Annotated in this window: 20 protein-coding genes; 11 read left to right on the top strand and 9 right to left on the bottom strand. The window is 40.7% G+C overall.

Annotation, left to right across the window (positions count from 1 at the left end; all coding sequences use genetic code 11):
- Window positions 1-160 precede the first annotated feature (160 nt).
- Window positions 161-376 carry an NAD(P)H-quinone oxidoreductase subunit O gene (locus tag NOS7524_RS20795; RefSeq protein ID WP_015140453.1) on the top strand — a complete coding sequence of 72 codons (216 nt, stop codon included), beginning with the start codon at window positions 161-163 and terminating at the stop codon, window positions 374-376.
- Between the two features lie 185 nt (window positions 377-561).
- Here NOS7524_RS20795 and NOS7524_RS20790 read toward each other — a convergent pair whose 3' ends face one another.
- Together NOS7524_RS20790 and NOS7524_RS20785 are read right to left on the bottom strand one after the other, a co-directional pair.
- Window positions 562-1,344, bottom strand: a complete 783-nt coding sequence (locus NOS7524_RS20790) for a hypothetical protein (protein ID WP_235622373.1) — start codon at window positions 1,342-1,344, stop codon at window positions 562-564.
- 56 nt (window positions 1,345-1,400) lie between these two features.
- On the bottom strand, window positions 1,401-2,411 hold the full coding sequence (locus tag NOS7524_RS20785; protein WP_015140451.1) for a sodium:calcium antiporter: 1,011 nt from the start codon (window positions 2,409-2,411) through the stop codon (window positions 1,401-1,403).
- 231 nt (window positions 2,412-2,642) lie between these two features.
- Here NOS7524_RS20785 and mdh point away from each other — a divergent pair, with 231 nt between their 5' ends.
- Window positions 2,643-3,626, top strand: a complete 984-nt coding sequence (mdh, locus tag NOS7524_RS20780; protein ID WP_015140450.1) for a malate dehydrogenase — start codon at window positions 2,643-2,645, stop codon at window positions 3,624-3,626.
- Between the two features lie 89 nt (window positions 3,627-3,715).
- Here mdh and NOS7524_RS20775 read toward each other — a convergent pair whose 3' ends face one another.
- Entirely contained in the window at window positions 3,716-3,985 is a 270-nt protein-coding gene (locus tag NOS7524_RS20775) for a hypothetical protein (protein ID WP_015140449.1), read from the bottom strand.
- Between the two features lie 333 nt (window positions 3,986-4,318).
- Between NOS7524_RS20775 and NOS7524_RS20770 the strand changes: the two genes are divergently transcribed.
- From NOS7524_RS20770 to NOS7524_RS20755, 4 genes are all read left to right on the top strand, one after another.
- Window positions 4,319-5,020 (top strand): hypothetical protein, encoded by a 702-nt coding sequence (locus NOS7524_RS20770; RefSeq protein WP_015140448.1) that lies wholly within the window; start codon window positions 4,319-4,321, stop codon window positions 5,018-5,020.
- A 38-nt stretch (window positions 5,021-5,058) separates the two neighbouring features.
- On the top strand, window positions 5,059-6,969 hold the full coding sequence (locus NOS7524_RS20765; protein ID WP_015140447.1) for a hypothetical protein: 1,911 nt from the start codon (window positions 5,059-5,061) through the stop codon (window positions 6,967-6,969).
- A gap of 10 nt (window positions 6,970-6,979) precedes the next feature.
- A complete protein-coding gene (locus NOS7524_RS20760; RefSeq protein WP_015140446.1) occupies window positions 6,980-8,449 on the top strand; it encodes a DUF1802 family protein in 1,470 nt (489 codons plus the stop codon).
- A 543-nt stretch (window positions 8,450-8,992) separates the two neighbouring features.
- Entirely contained in the window at window positions 8,993-9,655 is a 663-nt protein-coding gene (locus tag NOS7524_RS20755; protein ID WP_015140445.1) for a Nif11-like leader peptide family natural product precursor, read from the top strand.
- A 160-nt stretch (window positions 9,656-9,815) separates the two neighbouring features.
- Here NOS7524_RS20755 and NOS7524_RS20750 read toward each other — a convergent pair whose 3' ends face one another.
- From NOS7524_RS20750 to NOS7524_RS20740, 3 genes are all read right to left on the bottom strand, one after another.
- A complete protein-coding gene (locus NOS7524_RS20750; protein WP_015140444.1) occupies window positions 9,816-11,402 on the bottom strand; it encodes a glucose-6-phosphate isomerase in 1,587 nt (528 codons plus the stop codon).
- A 104-nt stretch (window positions 11,403-11,506) separates the two neighbouring features.
- Window positions 11,507-11,764 (bottom strand): hypothetical protein, encoded by a 258-nt coding sequence (locus NOS7524_RS20745; RefSeq protein WP_041555877.1) that lies wholly within the window; start codon window positions 11,762-11,764, stop codon window positions 11,507-11,509.
- 223 nt (window positions 11,765-11,987) lie between these two features.
- Window positions 11,988-12,185 carry a hypothetical protein gene (locus tag NOS7524_RS20740; protein ID WP_015140442.1) on the bottom strand — a complete coding sequence of 66 codons (198 nt, stop codon included), beginning with the start codon at window positions 12,183-12,185 and terminating at the stop codon, window positions 11,988-11,990.
- Window positions 12,186-12,350: 165 nt separating this feature from the next.
- Here NOS7524_RS20740 and NOS7524_RS20735 point away from each other — a divergent pair, with 165 nt between their 5' ends.
- Together NOS7524_RS20735 and NOS7524_RS20730 are read left to right on the top strand one after the other, a co-directional pair.
- Window positions 12,351-13,484 (top strand): branched-chain amino acid ABC transporter permease, encoded by a 1,134-nt coding sequence (locus tag NOS7524_RS20735; protein ID WP_015140441.1) that lies wholly within the window; start codon window positions 12,351-12,353, stop codon window positions 13,482-13,484.
- Complete coding sequence (locus NOS7524_RS20730) at window positions 13,474-14,256, top strand: ABC transporter ATP-binding protein (protein ID WP_015140440.1); 783 nt, start codon at window positions 13,474-13,476, stop codon at window positions 14,254-14,256. Before NOS7524_RS20735 ends, NOS7524_RS20730 begins: the two co-directional genes overlap by 11 nt.
- Window positions 14,257-14,351: 95 nt before the next feature.
- Here the strand turns inward: NOS7524_RS20730 and NOS7524_RS20725 are convergent, their stop codons facing one another.
- On the bottom strand, window positions 14,352-14,942 hold the full coding sequence (locus NOS7524_RS20725) for a DUF2087 domain-containing protein (protein ID WP_015140439.1): 591 nt from the start codon (window positions 14,940-14,942) through the stop codon (window positions 14,352-14,354).
- Window positions 14,943-15,114: 172 nt separating this feature from the next.
- Between NOS7524_RS20725 and NOS7524_RS28870 the strand changes: the two genes are divergently transcribed.
- Window positions 15,115-15,330, top strand: a complete 216-nt coding sequence (locus tag NOS7524_RS28870) for a helix-turn-helix domain-containing protein (RefSeq protein ID WP_083882624.1) — start codon at window positions 15,115-15,117, stop codon at window positions 15,328-15,330.
- A gap of 510 nt (window positions 15,331-15,840) precedes the next feature.
- Here NOS7524_RS28870 and NOS7524_RS20720 read toward each other — a convergent pair.
- Both NOS7524_RS20720 and glpX read right to left on the bottom strand, forming a co-directional pair.
- Window positions 15,841-17,127, bottom strand: a complete 1,287-nt coding sequence (locus NOS7524_RS20720; protein WP_015140438.1) for a glutamyl-tRNA reductase — start codon at window positions 17,125-17,127, stop codon at window positions 15,841-15,843.
- A gap of 160 nt (window positions 17,128-17,287) precedes the next feature.
- A complete protein-coding gene (gene glpX, locus NOS7524_RS20715) occupies window positions 17,288-18,325 on the bottom strand; it encodes a class II fructose-bisphosphatase (protein WP_015140437.1) in 1,038 nt (345 codons plus the stop codon).
- Window positions 18,326-18,663: 338 nt separating this feature from the next.
- Here glpX and grxC point away from each other — a divergent pair, with 338 nt between their 5' ends.
- Window positions 18,664-18,987, top strand: a complete 324-nt coding sequence (gene grxC / locus NOS7524_RS20710; RefSeq protein ID WP_015140436.1) for a glutaredoxin 3 — start codon at window positions 18,664-18,666, stop codon at window positions 18,985-18,987.
- A gap of 124 nt (window positions 18,988-19,111) precedes the next feature.
- Window positions 19,112-19,567 carry a tRNA adenosine(34) deaminase TadA gene (tadA, locus tag NOS7524_RS20705; RefSeq protein ID WP_015140435.1) on the top strand — a complete coding sequence of 152 codons (456 nt, stop codon included), beginning with the start codon at window positions 19,112-19,114 and terminating at the stop codon, window positions 19,565-19,567.
- Window positions 19,568-19,609: the final 42 nt, after the last annotated feature.

The raw sequence follows: 19,609 nt of genomic DNA, 5'->3' as shown, positions 1-19,609 counted from the left end.
GGAGCAGAGGAGCAGAGGAGCAGAGGGGCAGAGGAGTTTTTACCCCAATCCCCAGTCCCCAATCCCCAATCCCCAATCCCCAGTCCCCAATCCCCAGTCCCCAGTCCCCAATCCCCTATAATCCTCTATGAGAGGATGTAAACACTTGAGAGAGGAACTTATGCCAATTAAAAAAGGAAATTTGGTGCGTGCTGTCCGCGAGAAGCTAGAAAATAGTTTAGAAGCTAAAGCTAGTGATACTCGCTTTCCTGCTTATTTGTTTGATAGCCAAGGTGAAGTAGTAGATATTAAAGGCGATTATGCCTTAGTGAAGTTTGGACTGGTACCAACACCAAACATTTGGTTGCGTTTAGATCAACTGGAAGCTTTTGAATAACGTCACAATAGAGGCTAGGGTGTATTGTCAAGGTCTTAATGATCCCCCCTAACCCCTCTTTATTAATCCTATGGTGTACACACAAGAGGAGGGATTTGGGGGTTGACTTATTATTAGCTTTTTCAAGGGGGTAAAGGTTCAGCTAAAAGCATTTGATACATCATTAGAAACATTTTAAATATCCTCTAATATTCTAAAAAATTATTTATACTATAGACTGCATTTTGGTTAATGTTTTTATTAGTGTAGTCCTGATGAATTGGTATAGTTTCTGATGATTTCAATACTAAGGCAGGACGGTACAATTTGCCCCAACGAGTATTTTTTTCTTGACTATCAATACGGAGTAAGTTGAATAAAGGATATTCTTTAATTCGACTACCGCGCAGACCTTGGTATTCTATAACAATTTTGTTGAGACTTTTATAGAAGGTGCAGGTTACTACAGGAGATGAGATTAAAAAAGCACTCCAAATAATAGCAGTACCTATCATTAATAAGTAAATCGAATATTCATACCATTGATGCTGTCTAATTGATAAATATGTTTGATCTGAAGCAATAAAATTATTGATTTGAGAAACAATGCCCTGATGATATCGATATCCAGTGGTTGGTTTTAAAATACTATATTCTCCAAAGGGAGTTGCAATAATTACTTGATAATTTCTGCTGCCTTTACTCCCAACTAGAGTTCTCATGCTTGCCTGTTGAGGATCAAAAAGTTTTTGTTGTTCGGTTTTTCCTAATAGATAAAACTTCTTCAATACACAATTGATTTGATTATTGACAACGCGATTACAAGTTAAACTAGCTGAAACAGCATTAAAAAATATCAGATAAATCAAAGAACCCAAACAAAAGCTAATTAATAAGCCTCCTGTCCACCAGTTTTCTGTAGGTAAATGCTTCATTGCCAATCGGCTATGGGTTTGTGCCACGATTTTCATCAGCGTGTGCCTTTGCATACAAAACTTGACTGATGATTACAGTGTTCCCAGATAGCGATCGCTAGTTATTCATTTCATAGTAAATTACGGTAAATAACATACATTCCACCGATATAGAGAGCGATGATTGTGAGTCCATCCCAAGTAATGTACATTCGGGAGCGACTGACAGCATGGTAAATTAAACCTGCGATCGCTACTGAGGTCATTACCATCGCTACAACATCTGTAAATATGTGTATTTGGCTAATACTTAACCACAGGCTACCCGGAAGATAAACTAAGTCGTAAATGCCAAGAATAGTTAAATTAAAGAGATTAGAGCCAAAAAGATTGGAAACTGCCAAATCTACAGCGTTGAGTCTCACGGCTGCAACTGATGCTACTATTTCAGGTAGAGAGGTAGCTGTAGCTAACAAAATCGCACCGATGAAGCTCTTTCCTAACCCAGTAACTTCAGCAATTTGATCTCCTAAGAATGCTAGCCACACGCCTAAAATTACAATCGCTACTGAATGCAAACAGAATTGTCGATAGGCTTGTTGAGTAGTTACGTGTTCGTATTGAAACATCTCAACTTCTTCTTCTAATACGGCAGCACGTCGTCTAGACTCAAATTGGGCAATGGTTCTAGCACTAACAAAATACAGCAAAATTAATAGTAAACTGGGAATCCCTACCCATCCCACGGTTAAATTAACATCGGTTTTTGCCAACAGCATCCCAGCCGCAGCCACACCTAGCATCACACAACCCAAACTGGCGGCTAGTCCATGACTAATCTGTGCTTGTTTCAACAATGGCTCAGGGCCAGTCAAAATATCCAGTAGTGCTAAAATCAGCAAGTTAAATAAACAACTACCTAAAATTCCCCCCACCGCTAAGTCTGGGGAATTGAAGATCACAATGGCACTAATCCCTGTTGCTAACTCTGGTAAAGAAGTCACACCAGCTAGTAAGATTGTGCCAATCCAAGTACGTCCTAATCCAGTTTTTTCTGCCAGGATATCGGCACTTTGGGAAAGCTTGATTCCTGCCATAATGACTAAAATAAAACACACCAGGACTTGAATAAACAGCAGCATAGTTATAGAGATTAAATGTACTTACAGCAATTTCTGTCTGTATTAAATCCATTTTGAAGCAGGAGACAGGGAGTGTACAAACGTTGCAATGCAACGTCTCTACAAATGTGATGATGTTGGTGAATTTTTTATCGTCCATTCTATATATGCAATTTTCTGACTTGAGCTGCTGGCGGCATGAAAACTAGCTGTTAACCTGGGGTTGTAAAGGTTGCACTTTCTACCCAAATTATGTCTTATCCTCTTGACTCCCCAATTCTTTGTCGTCTGCCGCGTGTCTCTATCATCGGTGCTGGTAGAGTTGGTAGTACCTTAGCTCAACGCATCGCTGAAAAAAATCTGGCGGATGTGGTGTTATTAGATATTGTGAAAGGAATGCCTCAAGGTTTAGCACTGGATTTGTTGGAAGCTAGGGGCATTGAATTACATAATCGTGAGATTATCGGTACAAATAATTATGCTGATACGGCTGGTTCGCAAATTGTCGTGATTACAGCCGGGCTTCCCCGTAAACCTGGGATGAGTCGGGATGATTTGCTGAAAACTAACGCGGAGATTGTTGTTACCGCAGCTAAACAAGCGATCGCCTACTCTCCCCATGCTATTTTTATCATTGTCACTAATCCTTTGGATGTGATGACATATTTAGCTTGGGAAGCGACTGGTTTGCCACGCAACAGAATTATGGGTATGGCTGGGGTGTTAGACTCGGCGCGGTTTGAAACTTTTATCGCTTTGGAATTGGGGGTATTACCTGCTGATGTCAAGGCGATGGTTTTAGGCAGTCATGGGGATTTGATGGTTCCTTTATCTCGTTACGCTACAGTTAACGGTATTCCTATCACAGAATTATTGGATGCAGACACAATTGCACGCTTAGTAGAAAGAACCCGCAACGGTGGCGCTGAAATTGTGGAATTGATGCAAACTGGCGGTGCATTTTTTGCGCCAGCTTCCGCTACAAGTGTGATGGTGGAATCGATTTTATTGAATCAGTCGCGGTTGTTACCTGTGGCGACATATCTGCAAGGTGAATATGGTTTAAAAGATGTGGTGATTGGTGTTCCTTGTCGCTTAGGCTTTGGTGGAATTGAAAATATTTTAGAATTAAATCTTAGCGATAGTGAACAAGAAGCTTTACATATTTCGGCTCAATCTGTGCGGAAAAATATTGAGCGATCGCAAGAAATTTTAGCTGCAACAAGTTCAATATAATCACAAGAAAAAGGCAGTAACTTCTGATGCTACTGCCTTATTTGGTATTACATGATTTATCGCGCAATTAAAACAAATTTCTTAAATAGTTATTCGTCTTCGTCCTCATCATCATACCTGTCTCTACGAGAACGGCGGCGATCGCCATAATTTTCCTCATCTTCTTCATCATCATAGCGGTCTTCACGGGAGCGGCGGCGATCGCCATAATTTTCCTCATCTTCTTCATCATAACGGTCTTCGCTGTCTCGTCTTCCCCCGCGTCCCCGATATTCTCGATAATCCCTATCTTCCCCACGTTCGTCACGCCTTGAGCCACCAATAAAATCCTGAGCTTTTCGCAAAAAATCACCGACCATAATCTATCTCCTGGCTAAAACATAGCAGTAGGATATACGCCTATTTTTAAAGAAGGTTGTACTTACCTTTTGCTATGATGAGTCGCTTATTCCGGTCTTCCGTCCTGCTTTTGAGAGACATTGCGATCGCTCCAAGGAAATAGATTTTTAGTTAGGTTATATATGCAGAGAAATAGTGAGCGTTTACAAGTAACTCTATCTAATAAATCATCGGAATATTTCGCTAAAAATATCTAAAATCATTGTAAATTTCTGTGATTCTTTCAGTAATTTTACGAAACGTTTTGAGTAGCTAGAAAAACTATACTGGTTTTATTTAATGGAATTATTTGTATGGTATCAAAGAATACTGGCTTAAAAGGCGGAGAAGCTCAAGCTAAAACTCTGACTCTGCTGGCGTTGTGGGATTTAGGAGGCGCAAAAGCAGAAGTTAAAAAAAGCGATCTCACCAAGAGAGTAATACGGACTAATGAAAAGGCCAAAGACTATCAGGTAGTTTTTGAAGAATTACAAGAAACTGGAGCGATCGCGATCGCTACTACAAACAGAGTAGCAAAGATGTCTCTGACTGATACAGGCTTGCAAATTCTTAGCGATGGATTAAAAAGCGGTAATTTTGAGTTTGATGGCAATCAAATTGGAGTGCGAGTTGCAAATGCGTTGGTTAAATGGATTCGTCAGATAGATAGTGTAGGGATTTCTCAGGCTGATTCAGATAAGCAATCGAATCAGGGCAATAAGGTGGCGATTATCACATCTTATGACGAGTTTAAATCAACGGTGCTGGAAGTTTACGACAAGTTGAATTATGAATACAACTTCAATCATCTAGTACCAATTTATCGGATTAGGAGACAAGTAGGCGATCGGGTGAGTCGTACACAATTTAATGATTGGCTGCTAGAGATGCAATCTGATGATATTTTGCAGTTGCAAGGCGGAACTGTAGAGGATAATGCACCTGACAAAATAGAAGATTCCATTACTACTGTGTTAGATGGACTACGTTGTTACGCCAAACTTCTCAAAGCCTAGATTTTCTAAACTCCTCACTAAATAAACTTCAACATACTATGATTGCTACTACGTCTACCATTGATGAACTAATTAGAAATCACAACCCATTTGCAGGACATATTGTTGTCAGACCTCAGCAAATATGGGGTAAAAGTTATCCTGATGTTCCATCTATTAATGCTCATGCTTCTAAAGCAGTGTTTGATGCAGTTGAAAAAATACGTAATGGTAAGCGCGAAACTGTAGGTATTACAATAACTGCTGAAAAAGGTTTAGGTAAAAGTCATATTATTAGCCGTATACGTCATCGCTTGCAATCACAAGATAATACATTATTCATTTACATGAGCAAGTATGACAACTTGAATCAAATTAAATATCAATTTCAGCAAACCGTTGCTTCTAGTTTGAGAGCATTTGGCAGTCAAGAAGTGATGCAGTGGCAAGAAATAGCTACGGCTTTAATCAATGAAGCTAAAGGTTGGAACAATACACCACAACAATACATTAGTAGTATTTATCCAAATTGGTTAAGCAAATATTCAACTAAAACAATTGACATTTTAACAGAATCAGTCTTAAAAATTAAGCCTGAAATTAATAACCCCTACATCATTAGAGCTATTTTGTGGACACTCTCGAAAACACACGCTCATTATGCAACCTATTGGCTATCAGGTTTAGAAATAACTCAAACACAAGGTGATGTACTGGGTTTACCAAATCCTAAAAATGAAGACAGAGAAGCTGAAGCATTAAGTAATGTACGACAGATATTAGACATAACAAGTCATTACAGAGTTACGGTAATTTGCTTTGATGAATTAGATATTACAGATGTTTCTGATACAGGATTTACAGCAGCACAAATTGTTGCCAATTTAACTAAAGATTTATACAACAGTCTCAAACAAGGTGTTTTACTTCTAACAATGTATCCCGAAATTTGGAATGATCAAATTAGGGCATTACCGCAGGCTGAGGCAGTTGTTGATAGATTAGTAAGTGAACAAACTGACAGACAACCAATTGCATTAAAATATCTAAATGCTGATGATATCGTTGCTCTCGTTCAGCAATGGTTAAAAGAATTTTATCAGGAAAATAATCAAAATCCTCCTCATCCTCTCTACCCATTTGACGAAGCTAAACTCAGAGAACTTGGTAAGGGTAAGCCAACTATTAGGTCAGTTCTAAAATGGTGTGCAGAAAATTTTCTTCCTTGCCAATCTATTAATGATAAATCCTGTACAGTAGAGCCAAATGTTACAAATGCTTGGAAATCTTCCACAGTCCATCCTGTAAAACCATACTTTGATAGTGAACTAGCAAATGTTGAATCTTCTATTGGTTCATTAATGGAAGAAGAGGTAAATATTGCTGAATCTCTTTGGCTGGCTTTTGATAGCTTAGTAGGTAAAACATTAGAAGGAATAATTATTGATGAAATCGCAGCAATTGAGGCTAGTGCGGCAGATCAGGGATTCATAGATTTCATAATTGTTGGTAACGATGGAAAAGTAAGGATTGGGGTAAGTGTAGTTCAACAAGATGGTAAATTTATAGGTGCTACATTGAAGCGATTAATTGATTACAAAAAATTTAATCTAACTCGTGGCTGCTTAGTTCGTTCCAAACAAATTAATTCAGGTGCTGCATTAGCTAGAGAACGTTTGAGAATACTTTTACAAGAAAGGGGTGGAGAATGGGTAGCATTGCAAAGCCAAGATATTAAATCTCTTTTAGCTATCTATTTTGTTTGGTATAACAGTGAAAGCTACGAACTGACAGAGGAACAAATATTTGATTTTATTGAGCAGAAGCAATTAGTAATCAATAATCCATTGATTAGAGAAATACTCAGCGATCCTTCTGGACAAGAACCTGATAATTTGACAGATGATGAGCTGCCAATGAGAATACCTCAAAGCTTTACTAATGACGAAAAAATTGAATTAACCTTATAGTTAACTAGAAATGAATCAGCTGTTTTCACTTCCAACAGCATTATGTTTACCTGCCCCTGAAATTGAAGCTTTAATACAGGGGCGAACAATTGCAGCTATGCCCAAGATGTTTATGCGTCCTGGGCAGAGGTTTTCTCTTTATCCTGCTGAGTATTCCAACAATATACTTTCAATTGGGCAATACTATCACGCCAATTTATTATCAATTACTCAAAAAAATATTAAATTAAACTCGTCTCAAACTGTCTCAATTAAAGCTTGGGCTAAATGTGAACTTTGCCAAATTATAGACAAGACTAAACCTTTAAAGCTTTTATCTGAGTTAACAATATGGACATCAGAAGCATTTGAGTCCATCATACAGAAGCAAGAAAACATATTTCTGGCTTACTTACGTGTTTATCATTTATCTCATGTCTGTGAAGTTGCAGTTAATCCCAACATTCAAGAAAAGTTAGGTAGATTCGTTAGTTTACCTAATTTTAAGGGTTCTGAAGACAACCCAATATTAAATGATCGCATCTTCGCACAACGCAGAAAACAACTAGAGAACTTAGAACCTCCACCGCATCCTGAATTAGAAGAATTGCAGAGTATTCTAGCTCCACTTGCAATTACTAAACCAGCAGTTAAAGAATTAGATGATGATATTCAAATATTTTTAGGTTGGAAAAATACTAAGCAGATTCAGTCAATAAATACAGATTTAGCTTGGATAAATGAGATTGCATCTCTGGGTAATCGTAGTAAAGAAGAAGATGCGGGAAAAAATAATTATCAAGCTGGGACAGATTTTGAAATTATAGTTCGTCGAAGCCTTGAATTTTTAGGCTTTACAGTTGACTATTTCCATAAAGGTGGTGCTGGTGGTGTAGATGTATTCTGTTCACAACCTTATCCATTAGTTGCAGAATGCAAAGCTGGTAAAAAAATTCCTAATGATACCGCAGTACAACTATTAAACTTAGGAACTCTACGCTTAAAAAGCCAGGAATTATTTAAGCAAGCGACTAAATTAATTATCGGGCCAGGTGAAGCTACAATCCAACTCAATGATGCTGCAAAAATACAAGATATGGCTATTATGAACCCAGAAACACTTGAAAAACTCGTTAAATTGCAAAGCAATCACCGCAATTCAGTAGATTTATTTAGGCTGAAAGAATACTTAAAAGCAGGTCAATCTGATCAAGAAGTTGAAAGATATATTGACCAAGTTTATTTAGATTTGAGTATGCGATCGCACATTATACAGCTTGTTAAAAATTATTTACAAAACTCAGGTATAGAATTTTCTGGGGTTGAGGCTTTACATGGTGCATATTTCGGTTCAAATCCGCCACAGCCATTAAAAACAGAAGAAATGCACGAAATTTTAATAGAACTTTCATCACCATTAACAGGTTATTTAGGAAGAATTAAAGGTAGTGATTGGAGAAGCGATCGCTTTTACTACCTCCGTGATTTACTAATTAACTAATAACAGCCCAGTGTGCATTAATCCTTACCTCTGTGCCTCTGTGACTACTCTGAACCTAATAAAACTTCTGTAATCTCATCCCCAACAGCAAAATGTAGGGTGCGTCAGTGGGAGAAAACCTAGCTGTACCAAGAAATTATTCATACTGACGCACCGCACTAAGCGTCAATTTGGAATAATTTATTTTGGCTCTCCCAGAGTAGTTTTGCTGTCAATTCATAATTTTTACACCCAAAATTATCAGTGTTACTCTAATTTTAGATGAAGAAAAGTAACAATAAATTATGAGCGATCGCTCTCACTAAAATACCTGTGATTTTATATTAAGAAAAGTAACAGTAAACTAGACGCGATCGCCTCTTATTTACGTTTAGATACCGTCAATCAAAGTAACAGACTTTACATAAACTTCATACTTGTACCCTGAGTGTTTGCCTTTACAAAAACTTTTAAATTAATACTGTCGAATAACCAATGAGATACTGACTACACTGATATTTAATAATACTCCCAACCACTCTAAATATTAAGGAAAAATGAATTATGTATTACCAGATTTGGAATTTCTTTCTCAAAGATGAAGAATATATTAATTGGAAAGAAAAAATAAAAAGTCCCAATAATTTTAATAAGTCTACATGGCAAAAAATTAATGATTTCTTCACATTTGTAGAACAAGATTTCTTCATCAAACATCAACTAGGAGAAACTTATAACCTTGAGCAGTTTATTAACTTAGCAAAACAGAACGGCTATAGTTTAACGGCGGAGGAATTGGCTTGGTTTCTTGTTACCAGAAAGCAGATTTGGGAATTATTTGATTTAGCTCAAAAAACACCAACCCTCAAAGATAAACTGCTAGCAGCTAAAAACCCCCAGCAGTTCGTTAACATAGCTGCTAATTATGATTATTACTTTACTGTAGATGAGTTAGGTTGGCTGTTAACAGAAATCAAGTCATCCCCTGAAGTCGTACCAATTAATAACAGCGTTGGTGAAATTCTCACTGTATCAAACTACGGCAAGATTGAAATAGGATACTGGATTTGGTTAGCAGAAGAATGGGGACTTGTGGCTCCATTTTGTCACAAAGATCCACCCTTAGCTTTCCTATCCCAATATACAGATGATCCTTTCTTACCCGATCGCTGTTTTCTACCCAAGAGCTACTTTAACCAACACTTCGTCAGCCAAAACCTGTACTAACTTCCAGAGCTTTTTGAGTGCTGAGTGCAGTCCCCAATCCCCAATCCCCAATCCCCACTCAATCAACAACGCCAATCTAACAGTAAAGCACCCTAAAAATTAGGATGCTTGTGAGTGAGAAATTTCTATTGAACAATGCGTCAAAGTTAAGTCAGAGTGATCAGCCGAGAGAAACCTTTACACTACCCGGTTGTCCCAGATTTCCCTGGAATACTACACCGCGTTGATTAGCGTGCAAATGACGCAGAATTTTGTAGATGGCTTCTACTTGATCCGCAGCACCCACTTTTTCCGCGATTTGTTCTACAGAGAGGGCAGTTTTCTCTGTTTGTAGTAATCCTACTACCTTAGTTTGCAGATCGAGAATGGCAGCCGCAGCTTTTTTCCCAGCTTCTACCCCTGGTTGATGGTAAGCATTGATGTTGACCAAACTAGCATACAAACCGACAGCACGCTCATACAAAGCGATTAACGCGCCTACAATGCGGGGGTTAACTTGGGGAACGGTGACTGTAATCGAATCGCGCTGATTTTCATACAGGGCTTGGCGAGTTCCTTGAAGAAAACCAGAGAGATAATCACCAGATGTTACACCAGGTTCTATTTCTGGAGATGGGCCTTGACGATCTTCTAAAACTTCGATCAGGGTAGCAAAGAAATTGGGTACACCTTCACGCAACTGCTGCACATAAGCGTGTTGGTCAGTTGAGCCTTTGTTACCATAAACAGCAATACCTTGGTAAACAGTATTGCCATCTAAGTCTTTCTCCTTACCCAAGGATTCCATAACTAGCTGTTGTAAATAGCGGCTGAACAACAGCAAGCTGTCTTTGTAGGGTAAGACAACCATATCTTTTTCACCCTTACCGTTACCAGCAAAATACCAAGATAAAGCCAGCAACGCCGCCGGGTTCTTTTTCACATCAGTGACGCGGGTAGCGTCATCCATTTCTTTCGCACCCTCTAGGATGGCGCGAATATCAATACCTTGCAATGCGGCGGGAACTAAACCGACAGTAGACATTTCTGAAGTACGTCCACCCACCCAGTCATACATGGGGAATCTTGCTAGCCAGCCTTCAGCTTTTGCTAATTTGTCTAGATTGCTATCAGCACTGGTAATAGCTACTGCATATTGAGCAAAATCTAAATTTTGTCCAGCATAGGCTTTTTTGACTTCAATCATGCCGTTACGGGGTTCTGGTGTGCCTCCAGATTTAGAAATGACTAACACCAAAGTGCTAGCCAAATTATTTCTGAGGTGAGTGAGAACCCGATCAATCCCAGCCGGATCAGTATTGTCAATAAAGTGAATTTTCAGGGGTGGAAATTCTGGGGTGAGGGCTTCAGCGACAAACTGAGGGCCGAGGGCAGAACCCCCAATCCCAATAGAGATAATATCTGTGAAGCGGCTTGCTTTGGGAGGATGAATAGCACCTGTTTGGACTTTTTCAGCAAAGGCTTCGATTTGTTCTAGGGTTTGGACAATTTCTTGTGTAAGTTCTGGAGTAGGCGCTAAGTCTGGGTTTCTTAGCCAGTAGTGTCCAACCATGCGGTTCTCGTCCGGATTAGCGATCGCACCCTTCTCCAATTGCGCCATATCCGCAAACGCCTTGTCAAACTTCGGCAGCAACGAATTCACGAAGGCATCATCAAAACGCATCCGACTAACATCTAGATACAGTCCTAATCCCTCGTGGAAATATAACCAATCTTGGTATCGTTGCCAAAGTGCCTTCGCATCCATAGGGAAATCTCTAGTAAAGTGTCCTTTAAAATCAAGTGTAATGTAACGGTAGACCCATCCCTGCTTTGCCTTATACAGTTTTAAGTGTTGAGAAACTCCTCACCCTAAACATCTGGCATAGGTATGACTCGGAGAAATTTTACAATCTCACCCCTAATTTCTATGCCAATCAGATAATTATCGATAGTAAACCGATGAAAAATGCCCTCATCATCCAGTTGTCGCAGTTCTGGCAAAGAATGCAAAGGCCAATTTTCCGCAAACTCATAAAACACAAAATCATATACTCGCTGGTAGGCAGCAGGTTCTAAACTTTTAAGGTCTACTAAAAAAGACCTGGCATAGCGCATTTCTAGATTCACTAGGCTCACCTTGAGAAAGATGGAAGCATGAGATGAAGCAGTGACGGGTACGTAGTGGATTTCCCCCATGTTGGCGTTAGCCTTCCCACAGGGTGCAACTGCCGAACCCGAAGGACAAGGGTGTAGGGGTATAAGGGTGTAGGGTGAGACAAGGTAGACAAAGTAGATTTTTATCCCAGTCCCCAGTCTCTAGTCCCCAGTACCCAGTCCCCAGTCCCCTACCCTAGACAAACATCAACATCCTGACTGCTTCATCATGAGTTAATATGTCCCACGGTTGCTGCGATCGCTTGACTTGTTGTATAGCTTTACGCATATAAAAGTCACAATGCAGCGCATGGATATCACTCCAAACGCTTTCTAGTTCTTCGTCCCCTAATTGCTCAATTAAGTGATGGATTCTAATTCTCAGCAAGTTCATCTACTCTTCACTTACCCAAAACACAAGGGTATTGTTCCCAAAAATCGGAAACGGTTAACGAGGAGTGGGGAGTGGGGAGCAGGGGAGCAGAGGAGAATAACTATTACTATTGCCTATTGCCTATTGCCTATTGCCTATTGCCTACTAACTATTCACTAATCACCAATGATTGAATATCTAATTTTTCTTGCCATTTCTACAGCCATCTTTGCCCTGTTTAGTTTAGGACTCAATTTACAGTGGGGTTTTACAGGGTTAATTAACTTTGGTCATATTGCTTTTATGACCTTGGGCGCTTACACTACCGTCTTGTTGAGTTTACAGGGTGTTCCCTTACTCATAGCCGCCATTGCCGGGGCAATTGTGGCTTCTTTGTTGGGCTTGATTATCGGTTTAGCAACTTTGCGTCTGCGTGAAGATTATTTAGCAATTGTCACTATTGGCACAGGAGAACTGATTCGTTTAGTGGTGAATAACCAAGAGTTACCTATAGGTAATACCTGGGTATCTGGGGCTTTTGGTGTCCAAAGTTATCCGCTCCCTCTATCAACACCGCCGAGTTTGTTGTTTCGCTTGGTGATGATTGGCATACTAACGTTATTGTTTGCCATTACTACCTTTTCTTTATGGGGGTGGATTCGTCGCGCCCAAAAATCACGGGTTGCCGATGGGAATTCTCAAGTCGGTAGTAAGGGTGAATTTACCACCCGTTTAGTAGTAGGAAGTATTTTAGGGTTATTGGCAGCAGCAATTTATATTTCTGGGGTGATAACGCTCTATAATTACATTCCGAAAGCAGGTTTAATGTTGTTATCGCTGTTAGTTTTAGCGTTTGTATTTTGGCGTTTAGAATATCTGGTGCGATCGCCTTGGGGTCGAGTCCTTAAAGCTATCCGCGAAGATGAAGAAGTACCCAAAGCAATGGGTAAAAATGTCTTTTCCTACAAGTTACAATCCTTGATGCTAGGTGGTGCGATCGCAGGTGTTGCTGGTGCTTTCTTTGCTTGGCAAATCAGCGCCATTTACCCTGATAATTTTCAGCCACAACTCACCTTTGACTCGTGGATTATGGTCATTCTCGGTGGTTCGGGTAATAATATCGGTACAATTTTAGGTGCAGTCATTTACTTTGCCTACGATGCGATTACTCGTGAGGTTTTACCGAGAATTATTCCCCTAGATGAAGCGCGTCTAGGTGCTTTTCGCATCATGGTTATTGGTTTAATTTTGATGGTGCTGATGGTTTGGCGGCCTCAAGGTATCTTAGGGAAAAAGGAGGAACTCACCCTTGGTAAATAACCAATCATCCCCACTTCCCCTGTTAGCAGCTAGTGGATTGTGTAAAAACTTTGGTGGGATTAAAGCTGTTCAAGAAGCCCACATTGAAGTTGCCCAAGGCAGCATCACTGGCTTAATTGGCCCCAACGGTGCTGGTAAAACTACTTTATTCAACTTACTCTCAAATTTTATCCATCCAGATAAAGGACGGGTGATTTTTGACGGTGAACCCATCCAAAACTTACAACCCCACCAAATCGCCCAGCAGGGATTAGTCCGGACTTTTCAGGTAGCCCGGACACTCTCTAGGTTGTCGGTGTTAGAAAATATGCTGCTAGCAGCCCAAAAACAAACCGGTGAGAATTTTTGGCAGGTACAGTTACAACCGCACGTAGTTGCTCAGGAGGAAAAGCAATTAAAAGAACGGGCAATGTTTTTACTGGAATCTGTGGGATTAGCCCAAAAAGCCTATGAGTATGCTGGTGGGTTATCGGGAGGACAACGCAAGCTGCTAGAGATGGGTAGGGCGTTGATGACTAATCCCAAGTTGATTTTATTGGATGAACCAGCAGCCGGAGTAAATCCCAAGTTAATTGATGATATATGCGATCGCATTCTCAATTGGAACCGTGAAGACGGCATGACCTTTCTGATTATCGAACATAACATGGATGTGATCATGTCTTTGTGCGATCGCGTTTGGGTATTGGCTGAAGGAAAAAATTTAGCTGACGGTAGCCCCGCAGAAATTCAAAATAATCCCCAAGTTTTAGAAGCTTACTTGGGAACTTGAAGCAGGCAGGGCTGGGATTTTTACCTCAGCATCGGCTAACCGTCGCGTTACTGCTAACACCACTCACTACTTTCAAATAGGCATTCTCATGAGTGTCAAATCTGTGCTATTCGCCAGTAAACTCCATTTTCTCGCGCCATTAATTGGTAGCTAATTAACTCTCGTCGCAGAGTGGCGCAATCAGGATGATATCGCTTCAAAATTTCGTTCACCTCATGTTCTGGGTACTGAACACCCAAGTCAAATTTGCTTACCAACCATTTAAGAATCACAAGGCGTTTTTTACGGCTAGCAGGAATCTCTTTCAGGCGTTTTACTCCTTCTTGAGTGCTAGTATCCGGTTCCAAATAGTTATTCAAGACTTTGCTTTCCCAGGCTTCCGTATCGACATCTTCTATCAAAGAAGCTATTTTTTCTGGGGAGAGGATTTCCTTACTGATGCTTTGTAACACCTCACTGTCTAGCTGATATATGCGACTGTTACCTTCTGGGCGCATTGTCACCAAATTGAGTTCTTTGAGTTTCGCCAAATGATGGGATACTGTGGGTTCTTTGAGTTGCATTAGTGCTGCCAACTCTTCAACGCTACACTCTTGATTTGCTAAAATCCCTAAAATCTTCAATCGGCTTTCGTCAGCCAACGCTTTAAAAAATTGCAACAGGATTTGAAATTGTTCTCTTTTCATAATTTGTTATACTTAATTCGATCTCAATCTAATTAGAGCTAGATCGAATTTCTCGTGCTGGCTTCGTCTGATGCAGCAACAGCTTTGCTATGGTGAATTTTGAATTAATGTTAATTTTGCGATTTGTTCTGAGAAAAATTGAGATTTCTTAAGTTGTTCTTTACATTTAGCTATGTTCAAACCCTTATCGCGCCGAAACAGAAGACAATCAGGAAGGCTTCAACAGGGTACTTCGCTTGTCCAAGCCGCTAGACTTTTGGGCATAGATCAAAGCACTTTCTATATGGCTCTGCAAAAAGGGCAGATTCCCACTCATCGGAAAAATGGGCGGACGGTAATTAGCTCAGGTGCGCTACTAGATTATCAAGCGAGAATCAGAAATCGGTGAGTTGTGGATTCATGATATCTAAGCGATCGCATGATTTTTGATATTCGCAATATTTAAGATCATGCGATTACTGAGCATTTAATAGTACATAAATACCATCATTACCAGGAAACTACCATCTCCACCATCTAAACTATGAAAAAACCAAGAGTGAAGGTGTAGCGTTATGGTAATCACTCTCAGTAACGCATCTGAGGTCATTTACCCCGAAAGCGATAGACAAACGATAACAGAGAATCAAAAGCAATTTCACTGGATAGTAAATATTAAAGAAAATTGAGAAATTTGATTGGCAGCGCAAGTAGATGTATTTATGGCTACAAGAAAGCCAACGCACCGAACAAGAATAATAAGCCAAATAAGTTGCTCTCCAACAACTAGAGCAAGAACGTCAGCAATATCAAGCTTTACTGATAAATCCAGAGGAACTTTAAGAGGAACTTTAAAAGCATATGAAGGTATAAGGATGTATCCCCTACACCCCTATACACTTGATAGCTATACCCCTATTTAACTAAACTGCTCACCTACATCCAGGTTAAATAACATTTGCAGGGTTTGCATACAACGTCTTCTGGCTTCAACGTCCTGCTGCGCCCGTAATTGCACCATCGGATCATGTAATATTTTATTAACAATTCCTCTTGTTAAAGCTTCAATGACTTCTTGATGCTTATCTCCAAATTCCGCACCCAATCTTGACAAAGCTTTTTCTAGTTCTTGTTCACGGATAGTTTCGATTTTATTCCGCAGACAGCTAATTGTAGAAACAGTTTCTAGACTGCGCCACCAAATATCAAAAGCCTCAATTTCCTCCTCTAAAAGCCGTTCAGCTTCTTGAGCCATCTTTCTCCGGCTTTCGTAGTTTTGTGCTACAACTGCCTTTAAATCATCCACGTTAAAGGCTTGAACATGAGACAGTTCATTTACGTCTGCATGAACGTTACGTGGCACAGAAATATCAAATAACATTAGAGATTGGTTAGGTGCTAAAACCATCTCTAATTTAGAGCGGTCAAGTATTGGTTCTGTTGCCGAAGTGCTAGTAAACACTATGTCACTTTCGGCAATTACTTGCATCATTTCTGAGAGTAAATGTGTGCGGATGGGCTGCTCAGAAAACTGCTGCGCTAATTCTTGGGCGCGATCGCGGGAGCGATTGACAATACTAATTTGTGTAGCACCTTTAGAAATCAAGTGCTGTACTAACAGCCGTGACATTTTACCAGCACCGAGAATTGCCACTCGACAACCAGCCAAATTATCGGCTTTGATTTGTGCTAACTCAACAGCTGCCGAACTAATAGAAACTGCACCAGTCCCGATACTCGTTTCAGTACGGACACGCTTACCAGCTGTAATTGCTTGTTTAAATAATCGATTCAGAATTGTTTTTATACCTTGATATTGCTGCCCCAGTTTATGAGTATTTTTCACCTGAGCCAGAATTTGACCTTCTCCCAGCACCAAACTATCTAATCCCGCAGCTACCCGCATTACGTGCATCACTGCATCTTCATGCAGCAACACAAATAAGTGCTGGCGTAGAGACTGTACAGGCAATTTGCTGTGTTCAGAAAGAAACTGAGTCACTTCGCGAATGCCATGATCCGTTTCAGCAGCAACAATGTAAATTTCTAAACGGTTACAGGTGCTGAGAATAGCAACTTCATCAATATGGGGATAGCTGGTGAGTTGAGCGATCGCACTTTCTGTTTGTGGTTCTGGAATACTCAGCTTTTCCCGAATTTCAACTGGGGCTGTTTTATGGCTTAACCCCACCACTGCAATATTCATTTCTTATCGGTAATTAGTAATGGGTTATTAATGATTGGGGAGTAGGGAATGGGGAGTGGGGAGTAGGTACTGGTTATGAGATATGGGGAAAAGGTTAAAGGTAAAAAAGCCCTGTTCCCTGTCCCCTATTCCCTATTCCCTATTCCCTACTCCCTAATTTTTAGTGCAGTTGTACAATCTTGGGCTGCTCAAACATATGAATGGTATCCACAAACCGAGCAGTTTTAGACTGACTAGAAATAACCAGACTTTGAGTTCTCGCACCACCGTGGAAGAAGCGCACACCTTGCATGAGGTTGCCAGAGGTGATACCGCACGCAGCGAATAGAACATTTTCTCCAGATGCCAATTCATGGGCATTGTAGACCTTATCGGGGTCATTGATACCCATAGATTGCAAACGATCAAGGTTGGCTTCTTTACTTTCGCCAATCAAACCTGTCTTCACTACTTCTGGATCGTAGATCAGTTGTCCTTGGAAGTGTCCACCCAAAGCACGCATTGCGGCTGCGGAAATCACACCTTCAGGAGCAGCACCAATACCCATGAGCGCGTGAATATTAGTACCAGCAAAGCCACAAGATAGAGCTGCACCCACGTCGCCGTCAGAAATCAGCTGTACTCTTGCTCCGGCTTCACGGATTTCCTTAATCAAATCGGCATGGCGATCGCGCTTCATGACCACTACTACCAGTTCTTCAATAGCGCGGTCTAGACACTCGGAAAGAATCTTGAGGTTTTCCGTGGCTGACTTGTTGATGTCTACATGACCTTTAGCTGCTGGAGGTGCTGCTAATTTCTTCATGTAGAAGTCAGGTGCAGCAAATAATCCACCTTTTTCAGAAATAGCCAGAACCGCCATTGAACCAGGTTGTCCATAAGCTACCAAGTTTGTACCTTCGCAAGGGTCAACCGCAATATCAATTTCGACTAATTCATCGGGGTTACAGAAATCTTTCGCATCTGGACGGGCGCAGATACCAACTTCCTCGCCGATGTACAGCATGGGCGCATCGTCACGTTCCCCTTCACCGATGACAATGCGACCACGCATATGAATTTTGTTCATACGCTCCCGCATTGCCTCTACTGCTACCTGGTCAGCAGTATTCTTTTCGCCTTTACCCATCCACTTTGCGGATGCGATCGCGGCTTGTTCTACTACCTCAATAATCTCTAATCCAAGTGTATTTTCCACAGAGTCGCCCTCTCAACTGCTTGACTTTGCGTCATTTTTATTGCTGTTTCAGTTTTCAAGTCTACCAAAGGGCGGATACCTGTGGAAAATAGTATCCACTTGCATATGTGTTAAGTTTTGCTGCTAATGATAGATTTTGGATGGGAAAATAAGAGCAGCGATCACTTTAACTACAAGGCTGCGTATGATTTTTACGAGTTGTGATGCTAAGAGAAAAAGTATTTTAACCGATGGATATAAGTTAATACTTGAAAGCTTAACTTCTACATGACCTGGGGATGTAACACTGACATCCTGATCGACTTTATAATTCACAAAACATCATAAATATAAAAACCATGTTTGACTTTCTTAATCCCCTACTTGGTCGCCATCCCGAACGCATCAAAGCCAATGTTGAGATATACACTTGGCAAACCTGCCCTTACTGCATCAGAGCTAAACTCTTACTATGGTGGAAAGGTGTAAATTTTACCGAGTACAAAATCGATGGTGATGAAGCAGCTAGAGCCAAAATGGCCGAACGCGCCAACGGTCGCCGTACAGTACCGCAAATTTTCATCAATAACCAACACATTGGCGGCTGTGATGATCTTTATCAGTTAGACACCAAAGGTCAACTTGACTCCTTATTAGTACAGTCAATAGTCATTAGTCATTAGTTATTCTCCCTTGTCTCCCGATTCCCCAATCCCCAATCCCCAATCCCCAGTCCCCAGTCCCCAATCCCCAATCCCCAATCCCCAATCCCCTGACTACTCTGAATATTTGATTTACCGCCACTGGATGAACCGAGCTTTAGAGTTAGCAAAAAATGCTGGGGACGCAGGAGAAGTGCCGGTAGGTGCAGTGATTACTGACGCTGATGGTAATTTAATTGCTGAAGGGGAAAACAGAAAAGAGCGTGACCATGACCCTACAGCTCATGCAGAAATGATCGCCCTCAGAGCAGCCGCCCAAGCCTTACAAACTTGGCGACTTCATGAATGCATTTTGTATGTCACTCTAGAACCTTGTCCGATGTGTGCAGGAGCTATTGTACAGGCACGTATAGGTAAGCTTGTCTATGGAGTGGACGATACAAAAACTGGCGCAGTTCGTACTGTGATCAATATTCCTGACAGTGCTGCTTCTAACCACCACCTGCGGGTGGTAGGAGGCATTCTAGAATCAGCTTGTCGCCAACATTTACAAAGTTGGTTTGTGGCTAGGCGACATCAGCAAACCAACGGACAGAGGTAAAAGTGTCCAGCTGTGATCACACAAATTACGGAAGAAAATCTA

This window comes from Nostoc sp. PCC 7524 (assembly GCF_000316645.1).
Classification (GTDB): domain Bacteria; phylum Cyanobacteriota; class Cyanobacteriia; order Cyanobacteriales; family Nostocaceae; genus Trichormus.
This window is presented reverse-complemented; position numbering and strand designations above follow the sequence as displayed.

Excerpts from the sequence above, each read along its gene's own strand:
- NOS7524_RS20775 (WP_015140449.1), bottom strand. The coding sequence starts at position 3,985 with ATGGTCGGTGATTTTTTGCGAAAAGCTCAGGATTTTATTGGTGGCTCA.
- NOS7524_RS20770 (WP_015140448.1), top strand. The coding sequence starts at position 4,319 with ATGGTATCAAAGAATACTGGCTTAAAAGGCGGAGAAGCTCAAGCTAAA.
- NOS7524_RS20795 (WP_015140453.1), top strand. The coding sequence starts at position 161 with ATGCCAATTAAAAAAGGAAATTTGGTGCGTGCTGTCCGCGAGAAGCTA.
- NOS7524_RS20790 (WP_235622373.1), bottom strand. The coding sequence starts at position 1,344 with ATGCAAAGGCACACGCTGATGAAAATCGTGGCACAAACCCATAGCCGA.
- NOS7524_RS20725 (WP_015140439.1), bottom strand. The coding sequence starts at position 14,942 with ATGAAAAGAGAACAATTTCAAATCCTGTTGCAATTTTTTAAAGCGTTG.
- NOS7524_RS20720 (WP_015140438.1), bottom strand. The coding sequence starts at position 17,127 with ATGAATATTGCAGTGGTGGGGTTAAGCCATAAAACAGCCCCAGTTGAA.
- NOS7524_RS20765 (WP_015140447.1), top strand. The coding sequence starts at position 5,059 with ATGATTGCTACTACGTCTACCATTGATGAACTAATTAGAAATCACAAC.
- NOS7524_RS20755 (WP_015140445.1), top strand. The coding sequence starts at position 8,993 with ATGTATTACCAGATTTGGAATTTCTTTCTCAAAGATGAAGAATATATT.
- NOS7524_RS20750 (WP_015140444.1), bottom strand. The coding sequence starts at position 11,402 with ATGGATGCGAAGGCACTTTGGCAACGATACCAAGATTGGTTATATTTC.
- NOS7524_RS20760 (WP_015140446.1), top strand. The coding sequence starts at position 6,980 with ATGAATCAGCTGTTTTCACTTCCAACAGCATTATGTTTACCTGCCCCT.
- tadA (WP_015140435.1), top strand. The coding sequence starts at position 19,112 with ATGAACCGAGCTTTAGAGTTAGCAAAAAATGCTGGGGACGCAGGAGAA.
- grxC (WP_015140436.1), top strand. The coding sequence starts at position 18,664 with ATGTTTGACTTTCTTAATCCCCTACTTGGTCGCCATCCCGAACGCATC.
- NOS7524_RS20785 (WP_015140451.1), bottom strand. The coding sequence starts at position 2,411 with ATGCTGCTGTTTATTCAAGTCCTGGTGTGTTTTATTTTAGTCATTATG.
- NOS7524_RS20735 (WP_015140441.1), top strand. The coding sequence starts at position 12,351 with ATGATTGAATATCTAATTTTTCTTGCCATTTCTACAGCCATCTTTGCC.
- NOS7524_RS28870 (WP_083882624.1), top strand. The coding sequence starts at position 15,115 with ATGTTCAAACCCTTATCGCGCCGAAACAGAAGACAATCAGGAAGGCTT.
- mdh (WP_015140450.1), top strand. The coding sequence starts at position 2,643 with ATGTCTTATCCTCTTGACTCCCCAATTCTTTGTCGTCTGCCGCGTGTC.
- NOS7524_RS20740 (WP_015140442.1), bottom strand. The coding sequence starts at position 12,185 with ATGAACTTGCTGAGAATTAGAATCCATCACTTAATTGAGCAATTAGGG.